Here is a 25,970-nt window from a genome sequence, read left to right as displayed (position 1 = left end):
ATTTGCTGTGAGCACCAACCCATTACTTGCTTTTAGTGGCCTGCCCAAATTTAACGATATCCGTCCAGAGCACGTCTCACCCGCCATTGACCAGTTACTGGCAGAAGGCCGCGCCCTGGTAGAGCGCCTGGCGACTGCCAGCGAGACGCCCGACTGGCAAAACTTTGTGCAGCCGATTGAAGACTACTCGGAAAGACTGTCTCGCAGCTGGGGGCCGGTCGGACACATGAACGCCGTGGTCAACACGCCAGAACTGCGTGAAGCCTATAATGAAAACCTGGCCAAACTGACCGATTTTTACAGCGACCTGTCACAGGATGAGCGCCTGTACGCCAAGTACAAAGCCATCCAGGCCAGCGCAGGTTACGCACAATTGAGCCGGGCACAACGCAAGATTATCGACAACGAAGTGCGTGGCTTCAAACTGGGCGGTGCCGAACTGCCGCCAGCCGAAAAAGTACGCTTCAAGGAAATCGCCGAACAACTGTCCAAACTGGGCAGCAAGTTTGAAGAAAATATCCTCGATACCACCAACGACTTCAAGCATCTGGTGACAGACGCAGCCGAGCTCACGGGCTTGCCTGAAGACGCGCTGCAAGCGGCCGCCGAAGCCGCAAAAGCCGAGGAGAAAACCGGCTATCTGTTTACGCTGCATTTCCCGTCTTACATGCCGGTCATGCAATACTGCGACAACCGCGCCCTGCGTGAAACGCTGTATCGGGCCTATGCCACGCGCGCCTCAGAATTCAGTAAACCCGAATGGGATAACACAGCCCTGATCGCTGACCTGCTCAAACTCAAGCAGGAAGAAGCGCAACTGTTAGGCTTTAAAAACTATGCTGAACTGTCCCTGGCGACCAAAATGGCAGATACGCCGGCACAGGTGATTGAATTTCTGGACACCCTGGCCAAGCGGGCCAAACCCTATGCCGAAAAAGACATGGTCGAACTCAAGGCCTATGCCGAAAAGCTGGGCTTTAGCGACATGCAGGCCTGGGATGTGTCCTACATCAGCGAAAAGCTGCGCCAGGACAAATACGCGTTTTCCGATCAGGAAGTCAAACAATACTTCCCCGAAGACAAGGTGCTGGCAGGCCTGTTTAAAGTGGTGGAAACCATTTTTGGCGTGCAGGTGCGCAAAACCGATGCGCCGTTATGGCATAAGGATGCGGGTTTTTATGAGATCAGCGACCAGCAGCGCCAGCCGATTGCCTATTTCTATCTGGATTTGTATGCGCGGCAAGGCAAACGCGGGGGCGCCTGGATGGATGAGTGCATTACCCGCCGCAAAATTGCCAATGGCATTGAGCTGCCGGTTGCCTACCTGACCTGTAACTTCTCGGCACCCGTTGGCGACAAACCTGCGCTGTTCACCCATGACGAAGTGATCACGCTGTTCCATGAATTTGGTCACGGCCTGCACCACATGCTAACCCAGGTCGAGGAATACAGTGTTTCCGGCATTAAGGGCGTGGAATGGGACGCGGTCGAACTCCCCAGCCAGTTTATGGAAAACTTTTGCTGGGAATGGGACGTGGTGCGCCATATGACGGCGCATGTCGACACTGGTGAGCAACTGCCGCGCGCACTGTTCGACAAAATGGTCGCCGCCAAAAACTTCCAGGCCGGCATGCAAACCGTGCGCCAGATCGAGTTTTCATTGTTTGATATGCGTTTGCACAGCAGCTTTGACCCGGCAGGCAAGCAGACGGCACTCGACGTGCTCGAACAGGTGCGTGATGAAGTGGCCGTGTTGCGTCCGCCGAAATGGAACCGTTTCCCCAATAGCTTTAGCCATATTTTTGCAGGCGGTTATGCCGCAGGCTACTACAGCTACAAATGGGCAGAAGTGCTATCTGCGGATGCCTATAGCCTATTTGAAGAGCTGGGCGTGTTGTCTGCCGAGGCAGGCAGCCGCTTTAAAAACGAGGTGCTGGCACAAGGTGGCGCACGTCCGGCCATGGAGTCTTTTGTTGCCTTTAGAGGTCGCGAGCCGAGTATGGATGCGTTGTTACGCCACAACGGCATGGCAAATTAATCACTTTGTACATCTAGCCAAGTGTCTGACACTTGGCTTTTTTACACGCACCCGCTATGCTAGCCAGATCGTTTTAAGGATTAAAAATGTCTCGTCTGCCCCTCTGTGTGTTACTGATTGCCTTGTTGCCGGCGGTGGCGTTTGCCGCCAAAGAAGAAGCAGATGATATTCAAGCCAAAACCGCCAATGGCGATGAAGTGGTGCTGCACGCCAATGGCTACTGGGAGTTTAAGGATGCCAAAAAAGCCGAGGAAGCCAAAGTCAAAGTCGAGCAATTTGAGCGGAGTAATAGCTGTCCCTTGGGTATGCGGCCCAGCTTTTTGGGTGTCGGCCGTTGCATCGCGTTTGACGATCCCATCCTCAAGCGGGGTTCACTGAGCGGCAAGGGCCGCTAATTTGCGGCCACGCGAACCTCAGACAAGCACTAAAACAGGGCAGCCATCGCTGCCCTGTGTCATTTTCAAATATCCCGCGCACAGCAAGTGCAGGGCACGGGCCGCAAGCACAAGCCATTGTGCGCAATATTTAGCCAACGTCCCCCAGTAGGAACGCCACTTGCTTATTTCAGGTTTTAGATGCATTGATGGAGCCTCATGATTAATTCTCTCGATTTTGCCCGCCACGGCGACAAACAAAACTCCGCCTTTTTTGAAGAGTATTTGCAAAAGCTGCTCGAAGAGCGCGACCAGCTCGGGCTGACCGACATGATTCAGGAAATCGATGCGCTGATGATTACGGTAGACCCTGATCATTCGATCCAGTACATCGCCGAACTGTCTTTAATGACCTCTTACCATTATCTGGTGACACTGGAGAGTGAGAAGCACTGGACGCATATTCTGCGCATAGACCTCGACTCGCCGGATTTACTGGTCCGAGAGGTGAAAGACCCTAACTTCAGGGGGATTTTCCGCGCACTCAACGAGATCTATCCTGTTGGGGCGCGCAAACCAAATAGCCGCTACATGGGTGAAATCATCCGCGTTACCAATATGCACGAGGTGGTGAAGTTACAGGAAGAACGCGAATTCCGCTTTTTTACCCAGGACGAAGTGCGCAAACTGGAATTGCCGGGCAATGTGGCGATCAGCAAACCTTCTCCCTACACGCATAATATCGTTGGCTATATGAAACGCGAGCCGGATGAATTACGCGTGTATGCGTTGGGCATCAGTACCATCCGCGCCGATGTACAAGCCGCGTATGAAGAGGCTAAAAACCTGCAGGCCAAGCTGCGCATAGACGATTTGATTTTGCCAGTGGATCACCTGGCCACCCGCGTTTATAGCCAAAACCGTGAGGTGGCGATTCTCGAATACCTGTCCTGGTCCAGCTACTTTTTCTGGGGCGCCTATAACATCTGGGATCAGAACTCCTCCACCAATGTCACCAAGAGCGTGCATGGTTTCCCAGAAACCAAGAGCCCGGCCAAAGTGTTTACCGCCAACAATACGCCTTATTTTGTGAACCACCTGGAAAAACTGCCCTCGCCGACCGAGACCTTTGTGCGTAACTATGGCCCGCGCTTGCACCATATCGCCTTATCAGTCAAAGATGGCACCCGGGACGGCAAGGAAAATATCGAATTTGTCGTCGATGCCATTGCCAGCCAGGGCAAAGGCTTTCTGCTCGATGTGATTGGCTCCAAGGAAGAAGGCCTGAAACAGATTTTCTCCAATGCCTCGGAGCACTCCTCGCTAATTATTGAATATGTACAACGCTATGACGGCTTTGATGGCTTTTTCACCCGGGATAATGTAGCCAAGCTAACAGAGGCCGCCGGGGTGGAAGAAGGCGTGCTGGAGCAACAGGCAAGATTGAGTCAGCGCACAGGGAAATAACAGACGCGCACAAGTTGATCTATACTTAAGCTCTTTACGCTCAGGCTTTGACGCCTAGACCAAGGATTTTGTATGGATCACGCATTCTGGCACAGTCGCTGGCAAACCCAGCAAATTGGCTTTCATCTCGACCAAGCCAACCCGCTGCTGGTCAGCCACTTTCATCATCTGGCATTAACGGCTGGGCAGTGTATTTTTGTGCCCTTGTGCGGAAAATCGCTGGATATCCCTTGGCTCTTAGACCAAGGACTACAAGTGGTGGGCATAGAACTGAGCCCACTCGCGGTAAAAGCGTTGTTCCAAGAGCTGGCGCTGACGCCAGAAGTAGACGAGATGGGGGCGATCACCTGTTACCGTGCCGGGCCACTGACTGTGTTTAATGGCGACTTTTTTGCCCTCAGCCAGACGCAATTGAAGCAGGCGCAAGTGGGTCAGATAGATGCGGTCTATGACCGCGCCGCACTGGTGGCCCTGCCCGCCGACATGCGCCCACGCTACAGTCAGCATTTGACCGCCTTGACCGCGCACGCCAAACAAATGCTGGTGAGTTTTGACTACGACCAGTCGCTGCAAGCCGGACCACCATTTAGTGTCGATGCCCAAGCAGTGCAACAACTGTACGGCCAGGACTTTAGATTAAGCCTGTTGGCCGATGTACAGCTGGCGGGTGGCCTTAAGGGCAAATGCCCGGCACAAGAGCAAGTCTGGTTGTTGCAGGCAAAAGAACGAGTTTAGGAACGTCACTCAGCCATGTCGGCGCTTGGCACGCAGCCCATGAGCGCATCATGATGCTGATGCCAGTGCAGCAAGCTTTCCACGACATGAAACGCCTGTGCCCGCACCAGGTCGCCCGGTTGTTTTAAATCAGGCACCACAATCACGCGCAAGCCTGCGGCAATAGCGGCTTGTGCGCCGAGTTCACTGTCTTCAAACGCAATGCATTCGTCTGCCTGCAAGCCCAGTTTTTCCAGGGCCAGCAGGTAGATGTCCGGGTTGGGCTTGCCGCGCTGCACCTCCTGGCCACTAGTGACATGGTCAAAGTAATCCAGCACGCCCGTATGGCTCAGACGGTGGGTAATATGCGGGATGGGGGAAGAAGAAGCGACACTGCAGGTGATGCCTGCGTCACGGTAAAACTGTAATAGCTCAAGCACACCCGTTTTGAGCGGGAACACATGGTTGCGTGCATCAAGATAGGTGTTCAGGCCAGCAATCACCTGCTGCATATGATGTTCGCCGTTCAGTTGCTCGGCCATGATCCGGCTGGAGTCTGACCAGATCCGCCCCACCAGTTGCACATATTGCTGCTCGGTATAGGTAATGCCTATGCTGGCGGCGGCTTCAATACAACCTTGCATGATGATACGTTCAGAATCGATCAGCAGACCGTCCATGTCAAAAATTGCGGCTTTAATCACTGGCAAACCCGTTAGGCGAACAAAGCGTTATTTTATCGCGTCTTTGCAGGTGGGATCACAGGAATATCACGCTTGCTCGGCGTAGGCCAACGGCGTGACGGTGACACTGACCTTGAGTTGTTGCTGACCGCCACCCAGCACCACGCCACGCATAGGTGAGACATCACCAAAATCGCGGCCCCAGGCCACGGTAATGTGCTCTTGCTGGACCAGACAATTATTGGTCGGATCAAAGTCTACCCAGCCATAGACCGGGCAATAGACAGACACCCAGGCGTGCGATGCATCGGCGCCGACCAGGCGCGGCTGGCCTGCGGGTGGATGGGTAAGGATATAACCGCTGACATAACGGCAGGCCAAGCCGGTAGAGCGTAGCGCGCCTATCATCAGATGGGCAAAGTCCTGGCACACCCCGCGGCGGCCTTTGAGCACCGTATCCAGCGGGGTGGAGACATCGGTGGCTTGTGGATCAAATTCAAACTCGGTATAAATTTTTTGCGTCAGCGCCATGGCGGCTTCTAGCAACGGTCGCTGCGGGGTAAAGCAGCTCAGGGCGAAACTGGCCAGCGCTTCGCTACAGGTCACGCGCCTGGTGGCATACACATAGGGCGCAGCATCCAGGTGGTGTGTGTCCTGATCTTTTAACAAAGTCTGCACCTGCTCCCAGGGCGGGCTTTGCACAAGCTCAGCCATCTTTGGCCGTGGCTGGATATCGACCTGGAATCTGGAGGTGACTTCGAGTGACTGGTGCGGTGTCAGTAGCGTGAAGTAGTCATTGTGATTGCCGAAGAAATCCAGCCGCCGCGACTGTTCCGCCGGCTGCGGCTCACAGGCCAGCGTATAAGAAACGCATTGCTGAAATGCGGTTTGCCGGGGCATTAAATGCAGTAATTGCTGCGATTGAATCACAGGCACATCGTAGCGATAAATGGTTTGGTGTTCGACCTGATAGCGCATGCGGGTCCTTAATGCCCAGAGATGACGACCGGACTGGCATAGCTGAAAAAGCGCAGGCTGAGGCGGTCAGACAGCGTTAAAGTCACCTCGTAGGTGTGATTGAGCCAGGCTGACAACTCTGGACTGCCTTGCATAAAGCAGGTGTCCGGGTCCAGTTGCAACAAGGCTTGCCAGCAGGCTTTCAGCTCGGCGGCAATGCCGCCTGCATTATCATGGGCATCCATCTCTTCGAGATATTTCACCAAGCCCTTGATTTGAAAAACGATGGCATTGGGATTATTGCCATCCATCAACAGTAAATCCAGCACAGGCAACCATTCGGGTTGCGAGGCGTAGCGGGCACGGTAAGTGACCAGGTTATTGGTCACTTGTAGCAACCACTCAAGATTACTATGTTGTGGCATTTGCAAGGCACGGCTTAATAACACACACATAAACTGCAAGCGCTCAATCCGCCGTCCGAGCGACATAAACCGCCAGCCCAGATCACGCGTCATCCAGTCCATGGCAAAGCCGGTCAAGGTAACAAAATGATTCACAGCCTGCTCGATATACGACATCGCATCCTGCAAGGTGGCATGCGCGTGCCGGGTAATAAACTGCCGTGACAATACGTTCACGGTCCGCCAGTGGTCATTGGAGATGCGCTCACGCAGGTTGAACGCCTGTTGATACAACTGCTGCACGCTGGTGGCCAGACTGCCGGACTGCTGCGAGAACACGGCTTGTACCAGCAACGGCTCAATATCATCATCACTGTAAGGTTGCCATTTCGCCCATTCTTCATCATCTTTAGGCGAGGGCAACAGGTCAAACCACTGACACAAGCCCTGCATGGTCGGCCACTCGCCTTCGCGCGATTCTGGCGTGTATTCGAGCAAGGCGCGCAAGGTGGCGCGTAACATCATGGCTTTTTGCAGGTTACGCACTGAATAGCGGCCATACCAGAACATGTTTTCTGCCATGCGGCTGGAGAGCGAGGTATTTTCACGCACCAGGTCCTGACTGGAGGTGGTTTTGCGCAACAAACTGAACGCCGACTGCGTAAACTCCGAAAGCACCCAGGTGTCTTTGCTGGTGCCGCCACGCTGCATGGTCACCACGCGGCTATCTTTACCGCTGGCGACGCGGGAAAGGCCGCCAGGCATCACCGCATAGCCATTGGGGGTAGCAAAGGCATAGACACGCAAACTCACTGCCAAGCTGCCCATTTGTGGTTGGTGATGATGATTGCTCAGCACAGGCGCATGTGAAATATCCACTTGTTCCTGGGCAATATAATGGCCGGGCTGCGCACGCAGCTTGGCAATCAGCGCCTCTTTTTGCGTGGCATTGAGATCCTCGCCAAAAATGGGCGAAGATTGCATTTGCGGGTAAGCCGGTTTGATCACCAGATCATCCAGATGCTGGATCACATAGTCAAGCGCCGCAGATTCACCACACCACCAGGTCGCCACCGAAGGCATGTGCAACGACTCCCCGAGCAGCGACTGGCACAAGTTGGGCAAAAAGCCCAGCAAAGCCCCAGATTGCAACAAGTTGGCGCCCAGCGCATTGGCAATCAGCACATTGCCCAGTCGGGCGGCCTGGGTCAACCCGGCCACGCCTAACAGCGACTCGGCGTTGAGTTCCAACGGGTCACAATAATCATCGTCAATGCGGCGCAAAATGGCGTGCACAGGCTTGAGCCCGGCGATGGTTTTGAGCCAGACCACGCCGTTGCGCACCGTCAGGTCGTTGCCTTGCACCAGAGGATAGCCCAGATAACCAGCTAAAAATGACTGCTCGTGGTAGGTTTCGTTATACGGTCCTGGCGTCAAAATCACCACCAGTGGCGGCTCCCCCTGACTCAGTGGCGCGATGCCAGGGACAGTCTGTGCCTGATTTTGTGCAACGCGGTGCCCCCAATGTGCCAGACTGTCACGCATGCTGGCAAAAAAGCCGCTCAAGCGCTCAATATTGAGGTCGCGGAACATTTCGGGGAACACACTGGAAATAATGGTACGGTTTTCCAGCGCATAACCAGCCCCGGTGGGCGACTGGGTCCGGTCAGACACCACCCACCACTGCCCGTTGGGCGAGCGCGCAATATCCACGGCATAGTTATGCAGGGCAATATTGTCGTAATGCGGAATGCCGACACAAGAAGGCAAAAAGCCGTTATGACCGTAAATCAGCGCCGGCGGCAGTTGGCCGCTGGCAAACAGGCGTTGTTCACCATATACGTCCAGTAACACCTGATTGAGTAAGGTGGCCCGCTGCGCCACGGCAGCAGCGATATGCTGCCACTCATGCGAGGGAATAATCAGCGGCAAGACATCCAGATCCCACGGCCGCTGCACGCCATGCGTGTCTGCATAGACGTTATACGTCACGCCATTATCACGAATCTGACGCTGCACGGCCTCCATGCGCTTGCGCATGACGGCAGGCTCTTCACTCTCCAGCTGAGAAACCAGGGCCTGCCAGTGCGGACGTGGCTGGCCCCTGCCATCCAACAGTTCGTTATAGCGGTCAGAAAAATAAAGTTGATTAAGCACTGGTTGCATGCGTGGTTAAGCGAGGATCATGGTGCGACTCAAACGCGCGGCCTCTTAAACAAGACCTTGAGTGTAACAGGATGTTCACACATTCGGCTGCCATCGCAGGTCCAGCGTAAATGGAAAACGTGGATTCGGTGGTTCTTTTACCACAGTCACCTTGCCCGCCGTATGGCCATGCGCCCAGAAGCGTGCAAAACGCCGTGCCTCAGCTTCATTGGCATTCACCGGGAACGTATTGTAATTGCGCCCCCCTGGGTGCGAGACATGGTAGGTGCATCCTCCCAGGGATTTTTCACTCCAGGTATCGACCAGATCAAACACCAGCGGCGCTTGCACCGGAATGGTCGGATGCAGCGCTGACCACGGACTCCAGGCACGGAAGCGGATGCCAGCCACATATTCCCCGGCATGGCCGGTTGGTTGCAGCGGCAAGGGTCGGCCATTACAGGTCACCACATGGCGGCCATCGGTCAGGCCCCGCACACGCAACTGCATGCGCTCGACGGAAGAGTCCACGTAACGCGCGGTGCCACCACCCGCCATTTCTTCACCCAGTACATTCCAAGGCTCTATGGCCTGGCGCAATTCCAACTCCACGCCATGATAGGCCGCGGTGCCATAGCGCGGAAAACGGAACTCGACAAAGGGCTCAAACCAGCGCTGTTCAAAGGCATAACCTGCATCGCGCAAATCGGCCACGACATCGGCGATGTCTTGCGTCACGAAGTGCGGCAACATCCAGCGGTCATGCAGCTCGGTGCCCCAGTGCACCAGTTTGCCGGTATATGGCGTTTTCCAGAAGCGGGCCACCAGCGCACGCAGTAACAGGCTTTGCAGCAAACTCATGCGCGCATGCGGCGGCATTTCAAAAGCACGGAATTCCACCAGCCCAAGGCGGCCAGTGGGGCCATCCGGCGAATAGAGTTTGTCGATGGAAAACTCCGAGCGGTGCGTGTTACCGGTTAAATCCACCAGCAAATTGCGTAGTAGCCGGTCGACCAGCCACGGCTGCTCGCTTTCTTTGCCTGCGGGTAAGGCTTGTTCCATCTGCTGAAAAGCAATCGCCAACTCATACAAATTGTCATCCCTGGCCTCATCCACGCGCGGTGCCTGACTGGTCGGGCCAATAAAGGTCCCTGAAAACAGATAAGACAAGGCGGGGTGATTTTGCCAGTAGGTAATCAGACTACGTAATACATCCGGGCGCCGCAACATGGGGCTATCCGCCGGCGTTTCCCCACCCAGCGTGACATGGTTACCGCCACCGGTGCCGGTGTGGCGGCCGTCCAGCATGAATTTCTCAGTGCCTAGCCGGCACAGACGCGCCTCGTCGTACAAGACGTTGATGTTTGTCACCAGCTCTTTCCAGGTTTTCGCCGGGTGGATATTCACTTCGATGACGCCGGGGTCCGGCGTCACACTGAGCAACTTGAGCCTGCTGTCGCGCGGCGGGGGATACCCCTCCAGCCACAGCTTGAGTTTCAAATCGGCCGCAGTTTGCTCAATGGCACTTAGTAAATCCAGATAGTCTTCCAGTCGACTCACTGGCGGCATAAACACATACAGCCGGCCATTGCGCACCTGTACGCATAACGCGGTATGGACCACTTCCCGAGCCAGCGGCTGCGTTGTTTTGTGCTTGATCCGCACCGTGGGTGATTTGGCGGTCGCCAACGCTGCCTGTGGCTCAAACGGGTCCAGGGGAAATTCTGGCTCCATTTCTGCAGGCAACTGCCATGGCAGCGAGGACAAGGGCAAGCGCAAGCCCATGGGCGAGTCGCCACCCAGCAGATACAAATGTTCACGGCGCAAGGGCCACTTGCTGGTCAGCCATGCCCCGGCAGACTGGCTCTCGTCCGGCTTGAGCGGCATAACATAGCCAACCACTTGCCCCAAGCCCTGGTTGAGCAAATCTGCCAGCCGTTTGCGCTCTGTCGCATCCTGCAAATCCAGCTTGAGCGGATCGAGATTCACCGGTAACTGCTGCTCTTGTTGCGCGAGACTCATCACGTCTTCATAAGCGGCAATCACACAAGCTTTGGGAAAGCCCAACATGTCAGCCAGATGCCGGGAAAAAGCTTCTGCCTGCGCTACGCCATAGCCGTCATTATGACCTTCGGCTGAAAACAGGCTGGCATCGCGCCACACCGGCTTGCCATCCGGGCGCCAGTAAATATTGATGGCCCAGCGCGGCAAAGGCTCACCGGGATACCACTTGCCCTGGCCATAATGCAAAAAGCCATCCGGGGCAAAGTGCGCTTTCAGACGCAAAGCCAGGTCACCGGCCAGCTGGCGCTTGTGATCTCCCAGTGCAAGAGTGTTCCATTGTGCGCCATCCATATCATCAATCGACACAAAAGTCGGTTCGCCGCCTTGCGTCAGCCGCACATCGTGCTTCTTGAGCTCAACATCCACCTTGTCACCCAGCTTGAGGATGGCCTGCCAGTCCGCTTCGCTGTAAGGCTTGGTCACGCGCGGGTCTTCGTGAATGCGCGTTACTGTCATCTCATGCGTGAACGTGACCTCGGCGATATCGGTAAAGCCAGTCACTGGCGCTGCCGAGGAAGGGATCGCCGTACACGCCAACGGAATATGCCCCTCTCCGGCCATCAGTCCAGAGGTAGGATCTAACCCAACCCATCCTGCGCCGGGAATAAACACCTCGGTCCAGGCATGCAAATCGGTAAAATCCTTGTCGGTGCCACTGGGGCCATCCAGCGCCGCAACGTCGGCCTTGAGCTGAATCAGGTAGCCGGAAACAAAGCGCGCGGCCAAGCCCAGGTGGCGCATGATTTGCACCAGCAACCAGGCGGAGTCCCGGCAAGACCCTGTGCGCTTCTGCAGAGACTCTTCCGGGGTTTGTATGCCCGGCTCCATGCGCACGGTATAGCCGATTTCAGCCTGCAAACGCTGATTGACGGCCACCAGAAAGTCGACAATGCCGACTTCGGGTTTGATCACGGCTTGCCGCATTTCCGTCATCCACGCCTGCAACAAGGGCCCGACCGGATCGGGCTGCAAATAGGCGGTCAGCTCGAACGCCTGCTGCGCAGTATAGTTAAAGGGGTAATGCTCGGCATATTTCTCGACAAAAAAATCAAACGGATTGATGACGGTCATATCTGCCACCAAATCGACCGTAAAGTCGAGCTCACGCACCATTTCGGGGAATACGTAACGGGCAATGTAGTTGCCGTAGGGGTCTTGCTGCCAGTTGATAAAATGCTGCTGAGGATTAACCGTCAGAGAATACGACAAAATCGGCGTGCGCGCGTGGGCAGCGGGCTTGAGGCGGACTTCGTGTGGCGAAAGATTGACCAGGCGGTCAAATTGATAGCGGGTGCGGTGATGTAAAGCGACGCGTATAGCCACTGCTGATCCTCAATAATATTATGATTTTAAGCAGTGTGATGCAGGAAATATGCCAGCCACGCCAAAACCCAGCGCGTGGCGGCAATTAAACGCTAACCCTGATCGACTTATTTGCTGCCGCCTACCAGATTTTTGACCGCACTCACCACATCGCCTGGCAACACCACAATTTTGCTATTGTTGGAGTCGGCCATTTTTTGCATTGATTGAATATAGCGGTCCCCCAGCAAAAAGGTGGCGGAGGTATTGTTTTCCTTGACCGCCTCGGCAATCATTTTAATCGCCGCCGCTGAGGCTTGGGCCCCCACCATTTGCGCCTCTGCGTCTTTACGCGCGGCTTCCAGGCGGGCTTCGGCATTCAAGATCAAAGACTGCTTGGCGCCTTCGGCTTCGGTCACCACAGCAACACGCTCCCGCTCGGCCGCTGCCTGGCGCTCCATCGCATCCTGCATATTGGCAGAGGGTTTGATGTCTTGAATCTCCACACTTTTCACGGTGAGACCCCAGTCCAGCGCCTCATCGGCAATCGCCTCTTTAAGCTCCGCCTTGATCCGGTCACGCGAGGTCAGCGCATGGTTCAGATCCATGCCACCGATGATCGAACGCAAACTGGTTTGCACCATATTGCGCATGGCTTCACGAAAATTTTCGATGCCGTAGACCGCACGCTCGATATTGGTCACCTTGATAAACGCCACCGCATTGGCCAGAATCACCGCGTTATCACGGGTGATCACCTCCTGCTCTGGGACATCGAGAATGATGTCTTTGGTGGTCACCTTGTAACTGACATTACTGAATACCGGGTTGATCACATTGAGGCCTGGCTTGAGAATGCCGGCAAATTTACCGAGCCGCTCGACCACCCATTCTTCGCCCTGCGGCACAATACGTACCCCTTTCACGATGGCGATCACTACCAGTACGATCACAATGACACTGACTTCGGTCATAACGACTCCCCTCAATAATTAAAACGATTAACCGTGGTGGGCAGGCGCCACACGCAGGCTGTTGCCTTCCACGGCGACAATGATTGCCGCTTGTTGCACAGCCATGGCCGTATCGGCATATGCCACCCATTCGCGGCTACCCAATACCCCTTGTGCAAACCGGATCTTGCCCGGTTGCATGGGAGAAATAGCCTCAATCACCACGCCTTCACGACCGATCTCCTCGCCCTGCGCCTGTCCAACCCGCAAGTCAGGCTTGCGTTTCTCCAGCTTGCGCATGATGGTCAAGGCCAGTGCCGCCAGCACGGCATAATTCAGGGCTTGTAAGGCCAATGACATCTCAGGCCAAAACAGAGTGAGCGCTGCCATTGCCAGTGCGGCAATGCCTAGCCATAACAAGTACAAGGTGCCGAGCAACATTTCCGAGCATAACAGCACCAGGCCCAATCCGCACCACCACCATCCTGTCTGCATAACCCGCCCCCCCAAACCACGATGAATAAACGACCACGAATCTTTGAGCGCATGGTATCACTACTTGTGTCAAAATGGGGGAATGACTCAACCGCCTGTCCGCCTTACGCTTGCGACTGACCGCCGGGAACGGCTGGCACAAATCCGCACCTGCTTTCCGCAGGCCAGCGGACCAGATTTGGACGACCGCTGGCAAGGCGGCCGCGTCACGGCATTGCAGCGACTGGCGACCATTGATGCCGATGCGTATCACCAGACCCGGAATCATCTGGATGGCGCAGCCACCCGGCTTTCGCCTTACTTGCGCCATGGCTGTCTGTCCTTGCAAGAGACGGTGAACAGCGTCCGCCAAAGCGCTGGCAAGCGCGGTGTCAAACTGATTGCCGAGCTCAGCTATCGCGACTACTTCAGGCAGGTCTGGTACCGTTTTGGTGAGGCAATCAAACAACCCATGGAGTCACCTAAAGTGGCCCTGGGTACACAACCCTTGCCTGACTTTATTGCGCAGGGATTCACCGGGCTGGTATGCATGGATGAAATTGTGCGTCAGCTGCGACAAGAGGGTTACGTACACAACCATGCCCGCATGTGGTTTGCAGCCTATGTATTGCACTGGTTAAAAGTAGACTGGCGCCAGGCGGCAGACTGGTTTGAACAAAACCTGCTGGATGGTGACCTAGCTTCCAATCACCTCTCATGGCAATGGATAGGCGCCAGCTTTAGCCATAAACCTTATTTCTTCAACAAAGAGAATATCGTCAAATTCGGCGGCGGACACTGGTGCCAGCAATGTCCTGTGCGTTGCCCGTTCGATGCCAGCTACGAAACATTGCATCAACAATTGTTTGGCGCCCCTCCGCCGCAAACAGGTGATGAGGCTGCTGCCAGCCACAGCGTGTATTTGCCTGTGGAAATAACAGCGCAGCATTTGCCCCTTCGTGACAACAGTGCTGTGGTTTGGCTTCATGACGAAATGTTATCGCCAGAGCATGCTCTACTAAAGAGTAAGGCCCCTCGCGTCTTTGCATTTGACCCTGCACTTTATGGGCAATGGCCCCTGAAACGCCTGCAATTCATGGCCGATTGCCTGAGCGAAATCCCAGAGACAGACATATGGCTTGGCAGCACAGCACAAGTACTGGCAAGCTATTCGCAGAGGCATATCATCAGCCAGAACACTCCGAACGCGCTGCTCAAAGCAGCGGCTGACGATGCACGACTTACTTGGCTACAAGAACCCAGCCTCTATGACACCCACTTCAGCGACCATGAGCTGATGCGGTTTAGCCGCTACTGGAAAAAAGTTGAGCCGCTGGTGTTTGCCAACGACGATGAACGATTTTCAAACGATCCAGCCGCATAAAAAAAGCCGCCTTGTAAAGGCGGCTTTTTACTCACAACAGCTCGATTAGCGCTGACGACGACGTTGCAACCAACCCATCAGGAACAGGCCAGAAATCAGCATCGAAACATTGGCTGGCTCAGGCACGGCACTGACGGACAATGCCTGGTTCACAAATTGACTGCCATTCAAGTCTGCATCGGTAAACTTGAACACAAAGAACTTGTTGTCCCCTGCGATGCCTGGCACAAAGTCATTATCATTGGCCACATACAGGGTGTGATACAGCACGCCACCCTCCATGATGTCCTCGCCAAAAGTCATGCCTTCGAGCTTGGCAGGAATGTTAGTATTGGTAATCCCGGCATTGATGAGCGCCGCTTTCAGGTCAAGGAACAAGCTTTTTTGCACAGCATAGCTCTGCAGGTTATTTTGGCCACTGATGCCAGCACCACTGTTCAATGAGCCAATATCTACCGCTTGGTCACCCACGACGCCATCGCCATTTGCATCATTCAGGTCGATTTTGTAGATACGTTTCACATCCGCCTTGGAACCATCACCCGCGCCCTTGCCATCACGCTCAAGCACAAAGAAGGTATGGTCATTGACCGCCAGAATCTCGCTACTGTTGTAGGTCTTGTTTTTATCAGAGAGGAAGTTGTCATAGACATACTGCTTGGTAGCACCCGTTTTCGTATCAATCGTCACGATACGGTTGGTACGACCACCATCGCCGCCATCCTGAATCAGCGGGCTTTGCTCAAAGCCAACCAGTGTTTTGCCATCAGGCGTAATGGCCAGGCCTTCCATGCCTTTGTTGGCCACACGGCCGCTGGTATTGCCACTGATTTCATTCGCACCCTGGCTGCTCAAATTTTGCGCAGTAAATGCAGAAGGCAAGTTGTAGACATTGGTTCTAGCGCCGGTCGCACGGTCAAACTGATAGACATAAGGGCCATATTCATCGCTGATATAAACGCTTTTGCCATCGTTAGAAACGCGGATGGCCTCTGGGTCGAAACGGCCATTATTCGAGTTGCTGGAGTTGGTGCCTGCCAAAAAGTTATCTGAACGGCCATTGAAATAATATTTACCTGCATTTACAGTCGCGCCACTGCCCAATGTGTAGTTTTGGCCGCCCGCGCTACCTGTACCAGCGGCGCCCGTGCCGTAGTTAAGCGGCGTATTGCTGTATAACAGCGTGGTGCCAGTCAAAGTCGGAGTCAGGCTATAACTGTAACTCGAACCATTGTAGGTTTGTTGCAAACTGAGATTCAGCGTTTGAAAGCGCGAAATGTAAGAAGTGGTATTGTCTACCAGCGGATTATACTCGGTAGCATTCGGGCCACGGTCTGGCAACGCCAGGAAAGTACTACCACCTGCCCAAGCCAGGCCAGAACCCATGCCACCCAATACATTCTGATGATCCACACCATTTTCCAACATGCCAGTGAAACTGGACAAGTCCGTGGTCCCGGACAAACTGCCCATCGCGATCAATGAAGGGGTTGCATTTGCCAAGGTAGGCAATGCCAGTGAAATCGCCACGGTCATGGCGGCTAGTTTAAAAGTCATGTCAAAACTCCAGAATTAAAAAATTTTGACTAAATTAATCGCTGACAGTGAATTTAATATGACAGGACTAGCGCGACATGGCGGCAAGCACCAGATCAACCAAGCGGCTGTGGTAAAATCACGCGCATGACTACTTCTACTCAAAACGCACAAACACCTCGCGAACTCGCTAAATCCTTTGATCCGAAAACCATTGAAAGCCAGTGGTATGCTTTTTGGGAAGGCAAAGGCTATTACGCCGCCGGCATGAACCCGGAGGTCAAAGATAATTTCTGCATTTTGCTGCCGCCACCCAACGTGACCGGCACGCTGCACATGGGCCACGGTTTTAACCAGACCATCATGGATGCGCTGAGCCGCTATCACCGTATGCGCGGGGATAACACCTTGTGGCAACCAGGCACCGACCACGCAGGCATTGCCACGCAGATTGTGGTCGAGCGCCAGCTCGATGCGCAAGGCGTGAGCCGCCACGACCTTGGCCGCGAAAAATTCCTCGAAAAAGTCTGGGAATGGAAAGAATACTCCGGCGGCACCATCACCAAACAAATGCGCCGCCTGGGCACATCGCCAGACTGGAGCCGTGAGCGTTTCACCATGGATGCCGGCCTCAACAAGGTCGTCACCGAAAGCTTTGTCCGTCTGTACAACGAAGGCCTGATTTACCGTGGCAAACGCCTGGTGAACTGGGATGTGAAACTGGGCACTGCCGTGTCTGACCTAGAAGTCGTTCAGGAAGAAGAAGACGGCTCGATGTGGCATATCAACTATCCGCTGGCGGATGGTTCCGGCCATTTAACCGTAGCGACCACCCGCCCAGAAACCATGCTGGGTGACGTGGCGGTGATGGTGCACCCTGAGGATGAGCGTTATGCGCATTTGATCGGCAAAAACGTGACTCTTCCGTTGTGCAACCGCGAAATTCCGATTATCGCGGATGATTACGTGGATAAGGAGTTTGGTACTGGCGTGGTCAAGGTCACGCCTGCACATGACTTTAATGACTATGCCGTTGGTCAGCGTCATGGATTAAAACCAATACAGGTAATTGACTTAACTGGACACATAATTACTGCAGACATTCATACTGGTCACGAGTCCAAATTTGATTATGTCGCTCCTCAAAGCGATGGTGGAAAAATGCTTCCTCCTCAAGACTTTATAGCAACTGCTGCTGATCTAGGTATTCCAAAGAATTACTGGGGTCTTGAGCGTTTTGCTGCCCGCAAACAAGTGGTTACCGACCTTGAGGCTGGCGGCTTTCTGGTGAAAGTTGAAAAACACAAATTGAAAGTGCCGCGGGGCGATCGTACCAATGTGGTGATTGAACCCATGCTCACCGACCAGTGGTTTGTGGCGATGAGCAAGCCGGGTAAAGACGGCAAAAGCATCACCGAAAAGGCGCTCGAAGTGGTGGCCAATGGCGAGATCAAGTTTTACCCGGAAAACTGGGTCAACACCTATAACCAGTGGCTGAACAATATTCAGGATTGGTGTATTTCTCGCCAGCTATGGTGGGGGCATCAAATACCGGCTTGGTATGGTGAAAACGGCGAAGTGTTTGTCGCGCATGATGAAGCAGAAGCTACCGAGATGGCGGCCAAAGCAGGTTACACCGGTAATTTAAAGCGCGATGATGACGTGTTAGATACCTGGTACTCCTCTGCCCTGTGGCCATTTTCCACCTTAGACTGGACCGGCGACGAGGCACTGGACGCGCAGAATCAGGCCTTGCAGCAATACCTGCCCTCCTCAGTACTGGTCACTGGTTTTGACATTATCTTTTTCTGGGTGGCGCGTATGGTCATGATGACCAAACACCTGACCGGCAAAATCCCGTTCAAGCATGTGTATGTGCACGGCCTGATCCGCGACGCCGAAGGCCAGAAAATGTCCAAGTCCAAGGGCAATGTGCTGGACCCGATTGATTTGATTGATGGCATTGATCTGGAATCGCTGCTGAAAAAACGCACCACCGGCCTGATGAACCCGAAAGATGCGGAAAAAATCGAGAAACGTACCCGCAAGGAATTCCCGGAAGGCATTGCAGCGTATGGTACGGATGCTTTAAGGTTTACTTTTGCCAGCCTGGCTTCACCCGGCCGTGACATCAAGTTTGACCTGCAACGTTGTGAAGGTTACCGTAACTTCTGCAACAAGCTGTGGAACGCCACCCGCTTTGTGCTGATGAATACAGAAGGCAAAGACAATGGCTTTGGCGCCGAGAGTTGCGAAGCCGGTGGCCGCAAATTCAGTCAGGCCGACCGCTGGATCGTCAGTTTGCTGCAACGCACCGAAGCCGAAGTGGAACGCGCTTTTAACGACTACCGCTTTGACCTCGCTGCCAAGGCGATCTACGAGTTTGTCTGGGACCAGTATTGCGACTGGTATCTGGAAATTGCCAAAGTGCAGTTACAAGGTGGCACTGAAGCCGAACAGCGCGCGACCCGTCGTACCCTGTTAAGAGTGTTGGAAACCATTTTGCGGCTGGCGCACCCGATTATTCCGTTTATTACCGAAGAAATCTGGCAGACGGTGGCACCGATGACCGAACTCAAGGACAAGTCGCGTGGCACTGAGAGCATTATGTTGCAGGTCTACCCGAAAGCGGATCTGGAGAAAATCGACGAACAGGCTGAAGCCTGGGTAGCCACGCTCAAAACTGCAGTGGAAGCCTGCCGCAGTCTGCGTGGCGAAATGAGCATTTCACCTGCGGCCAAAGTGCCACTCATTGCCGCGGGCGATGCCGAGGCACTGACCGCCTATGCGCCTTACCTCAAGTCGCTGGCCAAGCTGGAAAATGTAGATATCGTCGCCGACCTGCCAGAAGCCGATGCGCCTGTGATGCTGGCGGGTGACTTCAAACTGATGCTCAAGGTGGAAATTGATGTTGCCGCCGAGAAAGAGCGTTTAGGCAAAGAGATCGCCAGACTGCAAGGCGAAATCACCAAAGCCAATGGCAAACTGGGCAACGAAAGCTTTGTCGCCCGTGCCCCGGCGGCCGTGGTCGAGCAGGAAAAAGCCCGTCTGGCCGAATTTAGCACCAGTCTGGAAAAACTGCAGGTGCAGCTGGCCAAACTCAGTTAATTGGCTCGTGGACATACCGCCTGAGTGCGATCAGCTTAGGCGGGTTGGACGTATCGGCGTAGATTAAACAATGAGATAAACCAATTGCTTTATTGTTGGTCTAGCTTGAAATGAACCCGTTAATTGTGAGCACGATCACACCATCTGTCTGCGCTTAGACACAATGGATTTGAGCACAAAAGGAAATATGGCCGACCTGCTTGAAAATGATCCCCGAGAGGTGCTGTGCAGTTGCAGCGGCACCACGCGCGGCCTGATTATCGAGCTAGTCAGGCAAGGTAAAGATCTGGATGGCATCTCGCGCTATTCTGGCGCGCTGTCAGGCTGCGCTGGCTGCGAATGGGAGATTACGGAGTTGGTGACCTCGTTACAGTCTCAGGCCACCGATTCAGACTGACCACACACCTGGCAAGAAGGGTCTTTTTTGAGGCGTATGGTGCGCCATTCTGCACTGAGCGCATCCAGCAATAGCAACCTGCCTTCCATGCTCTGACCCATATTGAGCAACACCTTAATGGCTTCAGCGGCTTGCGCTGTGCCTATCATACCCACCAGCGGAGCAAATACGCCGTTGTCTGCACAACGCAACGCCTGGTCATCGCCGACGTCTGGATACAGGCAGTGGTAGCAAGGGCTGTCAGCATGGCGGAAATCAAACACACTCAATTGCCCTTCAAAGCGGATGGCCGCCCCCGAGACCAGAGGCTTTTTACTCTCAAAACAAAGCTGGTTGAGCAAGTAGCGCGTGGCAAAGTTATCCGAGCAATCAATCACCACATCTGCTGCCAAGACCTGTCCGGCAAGCGCCTCGTCATTGAGCCGTGTCGTTTCGGCATGGACGTTGACTTCAGGATTGAGGGCCGCAATCGTGGCCTGGGCCGACAAGGCCTTGTTTTGCCCAACCGCTGCCGTGGTATGGATAATTTGACGTTGCAAGTTGGTGAGGTCTACCTGATCAAAATCACAAATGGTCAGCGTACCTACCCCGGCTGCGGCCAGATACATCGCCACCGGAGCCCCCAAGCCGCCAGCTCCCACGATCAGGGCATGACTTTGCGTGAGCTTTTCTTGCCCTGCATATTCAATTTGCGGCAACATGATGTGCCGACTGTAGCGTAACAACAAATCGTCTTGCATGTATTTTCCAATTATTCATGGCAGGCGTTGCGCTTGTACCATTTGCTGAATCAACACCTTGGGCGACAGCATGATCAGCCGGTCATCAAACACGGCCGTACCGGTTTGTTGTTGTGCCTGATCAACAAAGGCCAGGTCGCCATCTGCATTTTCACGCTCATCCGCGTGCTCGGGTGCGGGCATGGCATAGGCGCCGCCGCCAGACACGGATTGTATGCCACCCAGCCCGTTTTCGCCATGTGAAAGGATAATCGCCGCCGGTCGGCTAGGCCCGCTGGTGGCCGGGCCAGTCTCACTGCTGACTTGAATATTGCTGGCACCTTCGGCCGCGGCTACCGAGAACCACTGGCTGTGATGAGTAAACGTGCTGTCTGCGCGATAGCGAAAGAAACGGCCCCAGGCATCGGTGGCGACTACCCCTAATTGCTGCGATGGCAACCAGCCCTCATCACTGGCGCAGGTCTGGTTGGATAATACATTCTCCCACCCATCGGGCGGCTGGTCGGTATCAGGACACGGCAGGTAATGATAAATCAGTGCATGGCCAAGCAAGGCCTGTTGCGCCGTATTCAGCCGCTGTTCGGTTTGCTGATATTTTTGCAATCCGTATTGCACCTTGAGGGGCGTCATGAGCCAGCCCATCATCAGGCTTAAAATCACCAAGGCGATCGCCATTTCAAGCAGGCTGAAGCCATACAGAGAGGATTGTGATCGAGGAGAATATGCAGTCATGCCCTTCATCTGGCGATTTGCTCCAGTTGATCATTGCTGGGTGCATCCCATGCCGTGACGCCGGCCAGACCCAGCGCAGCGACTGTCGGCATCTCGATAAAATTGGCATACTCACTTTTTTGCGTAGTCGTCTGTCGTAATTGTCCGGCTAACATCTCGCCAGACACAACCAAGAGCACTTGCGAGGACCGCGGCAGATAAAACACCTGCTCCCGCCAGCCATTTTGCTGAAACCAGTGATGCATGGCCTGACCATCCAGCATGGCTTGATTTGCAAGTGGGCCATGCAGGTCGCCATCGACCGGCAAGCGGCCCAGCGTAGTCGTTTGAGCAGACATACATTGACCTGCTTGCAATGATTGTGCACCTAAACAACTTGCGTCTGAAATGGATGCTGGCACAGGTAAAGGTGGACATGGCCTGGACGTGCAAGTAAATGCTCGCTTAAGCTCTGATAACACCTGCTTTTGCATGACTTGATGCATGCGGCTGGCCGAGATTGGCCAGACCACGTCATTAAATTGTGTAGTCGGAGGCGACATGACAAAGCCGTGATCGCTGTACTCTGTCGGGTTGGCATTATCCAAGGTCCCCTCAATATCCAGATACTCCTTAGCACCATCGTCAGGCTGCAAGCGGCGTTGCTGCCAGCCATCCTGCCTCAACAGCGGCTGCATGGGAGCAATTACCACAGCCACAACGCCATTGCCCACATTTGCATCCCAAGTCGGCCCACTGTTGGCCATCACGCTCCAGCTGCCCTGCGTGTCCAGATTCAAAGGACGCAGGCGCGGATTATTTTTATAGCGCTCTGACACTGCGTACCACAAGCGCTCGCCACTGCCATCGCGCAGGTCGCCTAAGCCCAGTGTTTTCCAGGGCAACCTGCCCAAGCGGGCGGAGTTACTGCATGAGGTTTCGGCAATGCCGTCGTTATTGCGGTCTGGGCAAGGCAAATCGCCCGGGCGAGGGCAATTCAACTCACAAGGCGTGGTGCCCAAGGGTTGCTGCGCATAGGCAAGCAAGGCCTGCTCGGCCTTGGCCAAGGCCGTCATGGTTTTGTGCAACGACGCCTGACTGGAAAACTCACGGCCCACCAAGGGATAAACCAGCATGCTCGCCATGCCGGACAACAGCAGTAAAAGCGCCCAGATCGCAATTCCTCTTTGAAAATGTGAACAAACAATCATGGCTGCACAGGCGACGGATTGGGAAACACGTCAGGGAAATTAAACAGATGAAGCTCACATTGCGCATCAATCTGGACGAATGACGGCGTCACTGTCCAGACACAATGATGGACTTTAATCGCACCTGCATATTGTTTGGCCAACGCTTGTAACCATGCCAATATGTCTGCTTCATGCTTGACCGACCATGCGAGCTGTAGACGGCTAAGCATCACTTTGATGTCGGCTTGCTGGCCAGAGGATGCATGCGGCAAACACAGGGCAAGGTCACAAGGAGTGGTCGGCAAGAACTCATAGCGTAGATGACTCAGGCCAGATGCCTGCTGCATTTCGGCAAGGGACTTTTCCCATGCAGGCACATTCAAGGGCGACATCACCCCGATGTTTTGCCATTGCTCACGATGCGCCAAATAGGTGGCGATCTCTGCAGCAAAACGCTGCTGATAAGCCGCTTGTTGTTGGCGTTGCTGCCACTGTGCCTCTAGTTGAGACAAGACTTGTTCGGCTTCTTCACGTCTTTGATACTGCAACAGGGTACACACCACTAACAAACTCATCACGCCTAACCAAAACAAGAAGGTTTGTTTTAATGGTGCCCACACTTGCCGAACCATCACCACCCCTCCTGTTGCACGGCTGCCCAAGTCAGCGTGAGCATCGGCTGCAACCCCAGCATGGCTAGCGGATCTGTACTGCCCTGGCGACCATTCGTCGTGCTTTGCTGACTGGAGTTCTCTGTTTGCAGCTGCTTGACTGATGGCAACTGATTTAAACGCTGCATCAACTGTTGCCATTCAAGTACGGCACGCGTGTGCTGACTTGTTTCTCGTTGTTGAAAAGTCATTTTCAATGACTGAGTTTGATGCGCATCAGGGTCTGCTGATTCAGGAGGCTCTGCCTGCCATTCGAGTCGGATCAGTTGCCAATCACGCAAACCACTGAGTATCGGCTGCAAGTCATGCAAGGCTTGATCGGGCAATTGGGCGGAGGCGCTGATCGCTTGCATCGTGCGGGTTAAGGCATGAATCGCTGGCAATTGTTCAGCGCGCAGTCCCCCGGCGAATGGCATCGCCTCTGGCTCATCAAGCTGGGCCTTCACCAGCCCGGCTTGCGTATTCAGTTGCTGAGTTGCCAGCGCATTGAAGCCGGCTAGCAGCGCCAATAGCAACGCAAGCCCCACGCCTGCCACGTGGATATTTCGTTGTAACCGCTTGAGCTTCTCTGGCAAGAGACTGGCCTCAGGGGCCAAGTTAGGGAGCGCCTGGTCTGCCAATATCGCATGCATGGCGACCCACTCGACCGCGCGGAGACCGGTAGGGAGCGAGCCTTGACCCACGGCCGCAATGAGCGCGGCCTCAGTCAGAGGTTGATATTGAAAAGGGGCGGGTAAGGTGAGCCTCTCAGCCTGCTGTATTTCTGCGATGATGCAAAACACCGGCAGACTTGCAGATTCGGATAAGCCAAACTGGCTGACCAGCTCACGATGCAACTGAGTCAGCGCCGGGATCACAGACGCCACATCCTGCATCCCTTGTGTTGGCATTGAAAGGCGGCGCCTTAAACACAACCGTTGATGCTTGAAATAACTCAAGCACAGGGTCGTGTGCTCCGCGTGCACACAGATGCAATCACTCAGGCGTTGAGCGTTTGCAGGCAAGCAATATGGCAACAATATTGCTTGCGTATAAATGCCTTGCAGGCTGAGTGCTGCCGCTTGCAGCGCGGGCAAGCAGTGAGTCAGTGGTGGGGAAAACAGCCCGGCAAACAAAAAACGGTTTTCTAAACGGCTCGTCTTGATCGTTTCGAGTAGAAAGGCGGTATGCAAGCCTTGTGCATGTGGCCAAGCCGCCAGCTTGCGCTTGAGTAGTGCACGACCAGCGGCCCCACGCACCACAGGCATCAGCTCAAGGTGATAGTGCTCCTCTGGCAGATCGGTTAACACCGCCACACGCGCACCTGGGAAAGTTTGCATCCACCCTAACATGGCCGCTAGCCCTGCTTCATCCGGACCAAACGAACGCAGCTCGCAATACTGATTGCGCTTAAATAAGACCAGCCGCCATGCTTGTGCATCGATCAGGAGAATGAAGCGCTGGCCGGACATCTTTAGTACCTGATGGTTGAAAAACTGTCATAGACCGGCAACATGACGGCGGCCATCAAAAACAGCAACATCAACCCCAGTGAAATGGTCAGCGCGGGCTCCAACATACGCAATAGCGACTGGATCCGCACTTGCACGTCCCGGTCATAATAGTCAGCCAACTGAAACAACATGCGATCCAGTCCACCTGTGGTTTCACCCACCTTGAGCAGGTGTAGCATCAGTGGCGGAAACTGCCCGGTAGCCGCAAAGCTGGTGGTGAGGCTTTCACCGGCCTGTACGCGCGCAGACACATCCTCAAGTGCGCGGGCCATGACACGCTGCGTCAGCAAGGGCTGGCACCATTGCAATGCCTGTAACAGCGGAATCCCGGCCTGGTACATCAATCCAAGAAACCTGCACAGCCGCGTGATCACCCATGCTCTTAGCAAGCGGCCAAACACCGGCAATCGCAACATCAGTCTATCCCATTTATAAGCCCATTTTTCCGAGCGCCGCACGATTAGAGTCACACTCCCCAGGGACAGCAATATCGCCAATAGCAGATAAGCCCCATAGTGCATGACACCCTCTGACAGGGCTAACAAACATCGTGTACTCCATGGCAGAGACTGCCCCAGGCTTTGCAAAAAACCTGCCATTTGCGGCACCAGAAAGGTCAGCATCACGTATGCGGCAATCATCACCATCACGCATAACACAGCGGGATAGCTCAGTCCCCGCTTGATTTGCGCACTCAGCTCAAATTGCCACGTGAGGGTGGCCTTCAATTGGCCAAATGTTTCAGGGAGCTGACCCGTCCGTTCACCAGCATTGACCAGTTGATAAAACAAGGCTGGGAAGACCTTGGGCTGCGCTTGCAACGCTTGTGAAAGTAATTTGCCCGCCTCAAGATCGCGCAACAAACCACGTAAGGCCTCGACCATCACCGCCTGTTCGGCTTGTTCTGCCGAGACCGCAATGGCCTGACAGAGAGGCAAGCCGGCTTGCAATAGCTGCTCCAGCTGCACACAAAATACGATCAACATTTTGGGGTGCACGCGTGGCTGTCGCCAGCGCAATGGCTCACCCAGCTTCACCGTCAGCAATTCCAAGCCTTGCTGCTGCAGGGATGCAGCCAGCGCCTCTTCAGAGTCGGAGGTGCCATAGCCCCGTGTTAAGTGGCCCGTCTTATCAATCGCGGTGTATCGGTAGCTTGTCATCG

General features: G+C 54.5%; 20 protein-coding genes. 7 read left to right on the top strand and 13 right to left on the bottom strand.

Annotated elements, in window-relative coordinates; genetic code table 11:
* Nucleotides 1–7: 7 nt before the first annotated feature.
* From ACT53G_RS11485 to tmpT, 4 genes are all read left to right on the top strand, one after another.
* A complete protein-coding gene (locus ACT53G_RS11485) occupies nucleotides 8–2,038 on the top strand; it encodes a M3 family metallopeptidase (RefSeq protein WP_476169467.1) in 2,031 nt (676 codons plus the stop codon).
* An 86-nt stretch (nucleotides 2,039–2,124) separates the two neighbouring features.
* The gene (locus tag ACT53G_RS11480) at nucleotides 2,125–2,433 is read left to right on the top strand and encodes a hypothetical protein (RefSeq protein WP_313984937.1); all 309 of its coding nucleotides are present in this window, start codon (nucleotides 2,125–2,127) and stop codon (nucleotides 2,431–2,433) included.
* Nucleotides 2,434–2,631: 198 nt separating this feature from the next.
* Complete coding sequence (locus ACT53G_RS11475; protein WP_313984935.1) at nucleotides 2,632–3,879, top strand: hypothetical protein; 1,248 nt, start codon at nucleotides 2,632–2,634, stop codon at nucleotides 3,877–3,879.
* 72 nt (nucleotides 3,880–3,951) lie between these two features.
* A complete protein-coding gene (tmpT, locus tag ACT53G_RS11470; RefSeq protein WP_476169466.1) occupies nucleotides 3,952–4,614 on the top strand; it encodes a thiopurine S-methyltransferase in 663 nt (220 codons plus the stop codon).
* 5 nt (nucleotides 4,615–4,619) lie between these two features.
* On the opposite strand, the gene ACT53G_RS11465 is transcribed toward tmpT, so the two are convergent.
* The 6 genes from ACT53G_RS11465 to ACT53G_RS11440 all read right to left on the bottom strand — a co-directional run bounded on the left by ACT53G_RS11465 (nucleotide 4,620) and on the right by ACT53G_RS11440 (nucleotide 13,596).
* Nucleotides 4,620–5,297 (bottom strand): HAD family hydrolase, encoded by a 678-nt coding sequence (locus ACT53G_RS11465; protein ID WP_313984929.1) that lies wholly within the window; start codon nucleotides 5,295–5,297, stop codon nucleotides 4,620–4,622.
* 66 nt (nucleotides 5,298–5,363) lie between these two features.
* Complete coding sequence (locus tag ACT53G_RS11460) at nucleotides 5,364–6,254, bottom strand: transglutaminase family protein (RefSeq protein ID WP_476169465.1); 891 nt, start codon at nucleotides 6,252–6,254, stop codon at nucleotides 5,364–5,366.
* 8 nt (nucleotides 6,255–6,262) lie between these two features.
* On the bottom strand, nucleotides 6,263–8,803 hold the full coding sequence (locus ACT53G_RS11455; RefSeq protein ID WP_476169464.1) for a circularly permuted type 2 ATP-grasp protein: 2,541 nt from the start codon (nucleotides 8,801–8,803) through the stop codon (nucleotides 6,263–6,265).
* 75 nt (nucleotides 8,804–8,878) lie between these two features.
* Nucleotides 8,879–12,169 (bottom strand): transglutaminase family protein, encoded by a 3,291-nt coding sequence (locus ACT53G_RS11450; RefSeq protein ID WP_476169463.1) that lies wholly within the window; start codon nucleotides 12,167–12,169, stop codon nucleotides 8,879–8,881.
* A 107-nt stretch (nucleotides 12,170–12,276) separates the two neighbouring features.
* Nucleotides 12,277–13,122 (bottom strand): SPFH domain-containing protein, encoded by an 846-nt coding sequence (locus ACT53G_RS11445; RefSeq protein ID WP_194748970.1) that lies wholly within the window; start codon nucleotides 13,120–13,122, stop codon nucleotides 12,277–12,279.
* Between the two features lie 27 nt (nucleotides 13,123–13,149).
* Nucleotides 13,150–13,596 carry an NfeD family protein gene (locus ACT53G_RS11440; RefSeq protein WP_194748971.1) on the bottom strand — a complete coding sequence of 149 codons (447 nt, stop codon included), beginning with the start codon at nucleotides 13,594–13,596 and terminating at the stop codon, nucleotides 13,150–13,152.
* 82 nt (nucleotides 13,597–13,678) lie between these two features.
* On the opposite strand from ACT53G_RS11440, the gene ACT53G_RS11435 reads away from it, so the two are divergent.
* Nucleotides 13,679–14,959 (top strand): FAD-binding domain-containing protein, encoded by a 1,281-nt coding sequence (locus ACT53G_RS11435; RefSeq protein ID WP_476169462.1) that lies wholly within the window; start codon nucleotides 13,679–13,681, stop codon nucleotides 14,957–14,959.
* 45 nt (nucleotides 14,960–15,004) lie between these two features.
* On the opposite strand, the gene ACT53G_RS11430 is transcribed toward ACT53G_RS11435, so the two are convergent.
* A complete protein-coding gene (locus ACT53G_RS11430) occupies nucleotides 15,005–16,516 on the bottom strand; it encodes an esterase-like activity of phytase family protein (protein ID WP_476169461.1) in 1,512 nt (503 codons plus the stop codon).
* 126 nt (nucleotides 16,517–16,642) lie between these two features.
* On the opposite strand from ACT53G_RS11430, the gene ACT53G_RS11425 reads away from it, so the two are divergent.
* The gene (locus tag ACT53G_RS11425; RefSeq protein ID WP_476169460.1) at nucleotides 16,643–19,603 is read left to right on the top strand and encodes a valine--tRNA ligase; all 2,961 of its coding nucleotides are present in this window, start codon (nucleotides 16,643–16,645) and stop codon (nucleotides 19,601–19,603) included.
* Nucleotides 19,604–19,790: 187 nt separating this feature from the next.
* Nucleotides 19,791–20,000, top strand: a complete 210-nt coding sequence (locus ACT53G_RS11420; protein ID WP_476169459.1) for a (2Fe-2S)-binding protein — start codon at nucleotides 19,791–19,793, stop codon at nucleotides 19,998–20,000.
* Here ACT53G_RS11420 and ACT53G_RS11415 read toward each other — a convergent pair.
* Genes ACT53G_RS11415 through ACT53G_RS11390 form a run of 6 tightly spaced genes read right to left on the bottom strand, consistent with a single transcriptional unit; the run spans nucleotide 19,979 to nucleotide 25,968 of the window.
* Nucleotides 19,979–20,740, bottom strand: a complete 762-nt coding sequence (locus tag ACT53G_RS11415) for a HesA/MoeB/ThiF family protein (protein WP_476169458.1) — start codon at nucleotides 20,738–20,740, stop codon at nucleotides 19,979–19,981. The two genes, ACT53G_RS11420 and ACT53G_RS11415, sit on opposite strands and share 22 nt — an antisense overlap.
* 15 nt (nucleotides 20,741–20,755) lie before the next feature.
* Nucleotides 20,756–21,472: a type II secretion system protein gene (locus tag ACT53G_RS11410; RefSeq protein WP_338655779.1), complete on the bottom strand. Its 717-nt coding sequence runs from the start codon at nucleotides 21,470–21,472 to the stop codon at nucleotides 20,756–20,758.
* A gap of 5 nt (nucleotides 21,473–21,477) precedes the next feature.
* Entirely contained in the window at nucleotides 21,478–22,662 is a 1,185-nt protein-coding gene (locus ACT53G_RS11405; protein WP_476169457.1) for a hypothetical protein, read from the bottom strand.
* A complete protein-coding gene (locus ACT53G_RS11400; protein ID WP_476169456.1) occupies nucleotides 22,659–23,279 on the bottom strand; it encodes a hypothetical protein in 621 nt (206 codons plus the stop codon). Before ACT53G_RS11400 ends, ACT53G_RS11405 begins: the two co-directional genes overlap by 4 nt.
* Nucleotides 23,276–24,766, bottom strand: a complete 1,491-nt coding sequence (locus ACT53G_RS11395; protein WP_476169455.1) for a hypothetical protein — start codon at nucleotides 24,764–24,766, stop codon at nucleotides 23,276–23,278. Before ACT53G_RS11395 ends, ACT53G_RS11400 begins: the two co-directional genes overlap by 4 nt.
* A 2-nt stretch (nucleotides 24,767–24,768) precedes the next feature.
* The gene (locus ACT53G_RS11390) at nucleotides 24,769–25,968 is read right to left on the bottom strand and encodes a type II secretion system F family protein (protein WP_476169454.1); all 1,200 of its coding nucleotides are present in this window, start codon (nucleotides 25,966–25,968) and stop codon (nucleotides 24,769–24,771) included.
* Nucleotides 25,969–25,970 lie beyond the last annotated feature (2 nt).

The sequence above is a fragment of the Methylophilus sp. DMC18 genome, from assembly GCF_056314005.1.
Note: the sequence above shows the minus strand (reverse complement) of the source record. Positions and strands in the feature narration are given on the sequence as shown.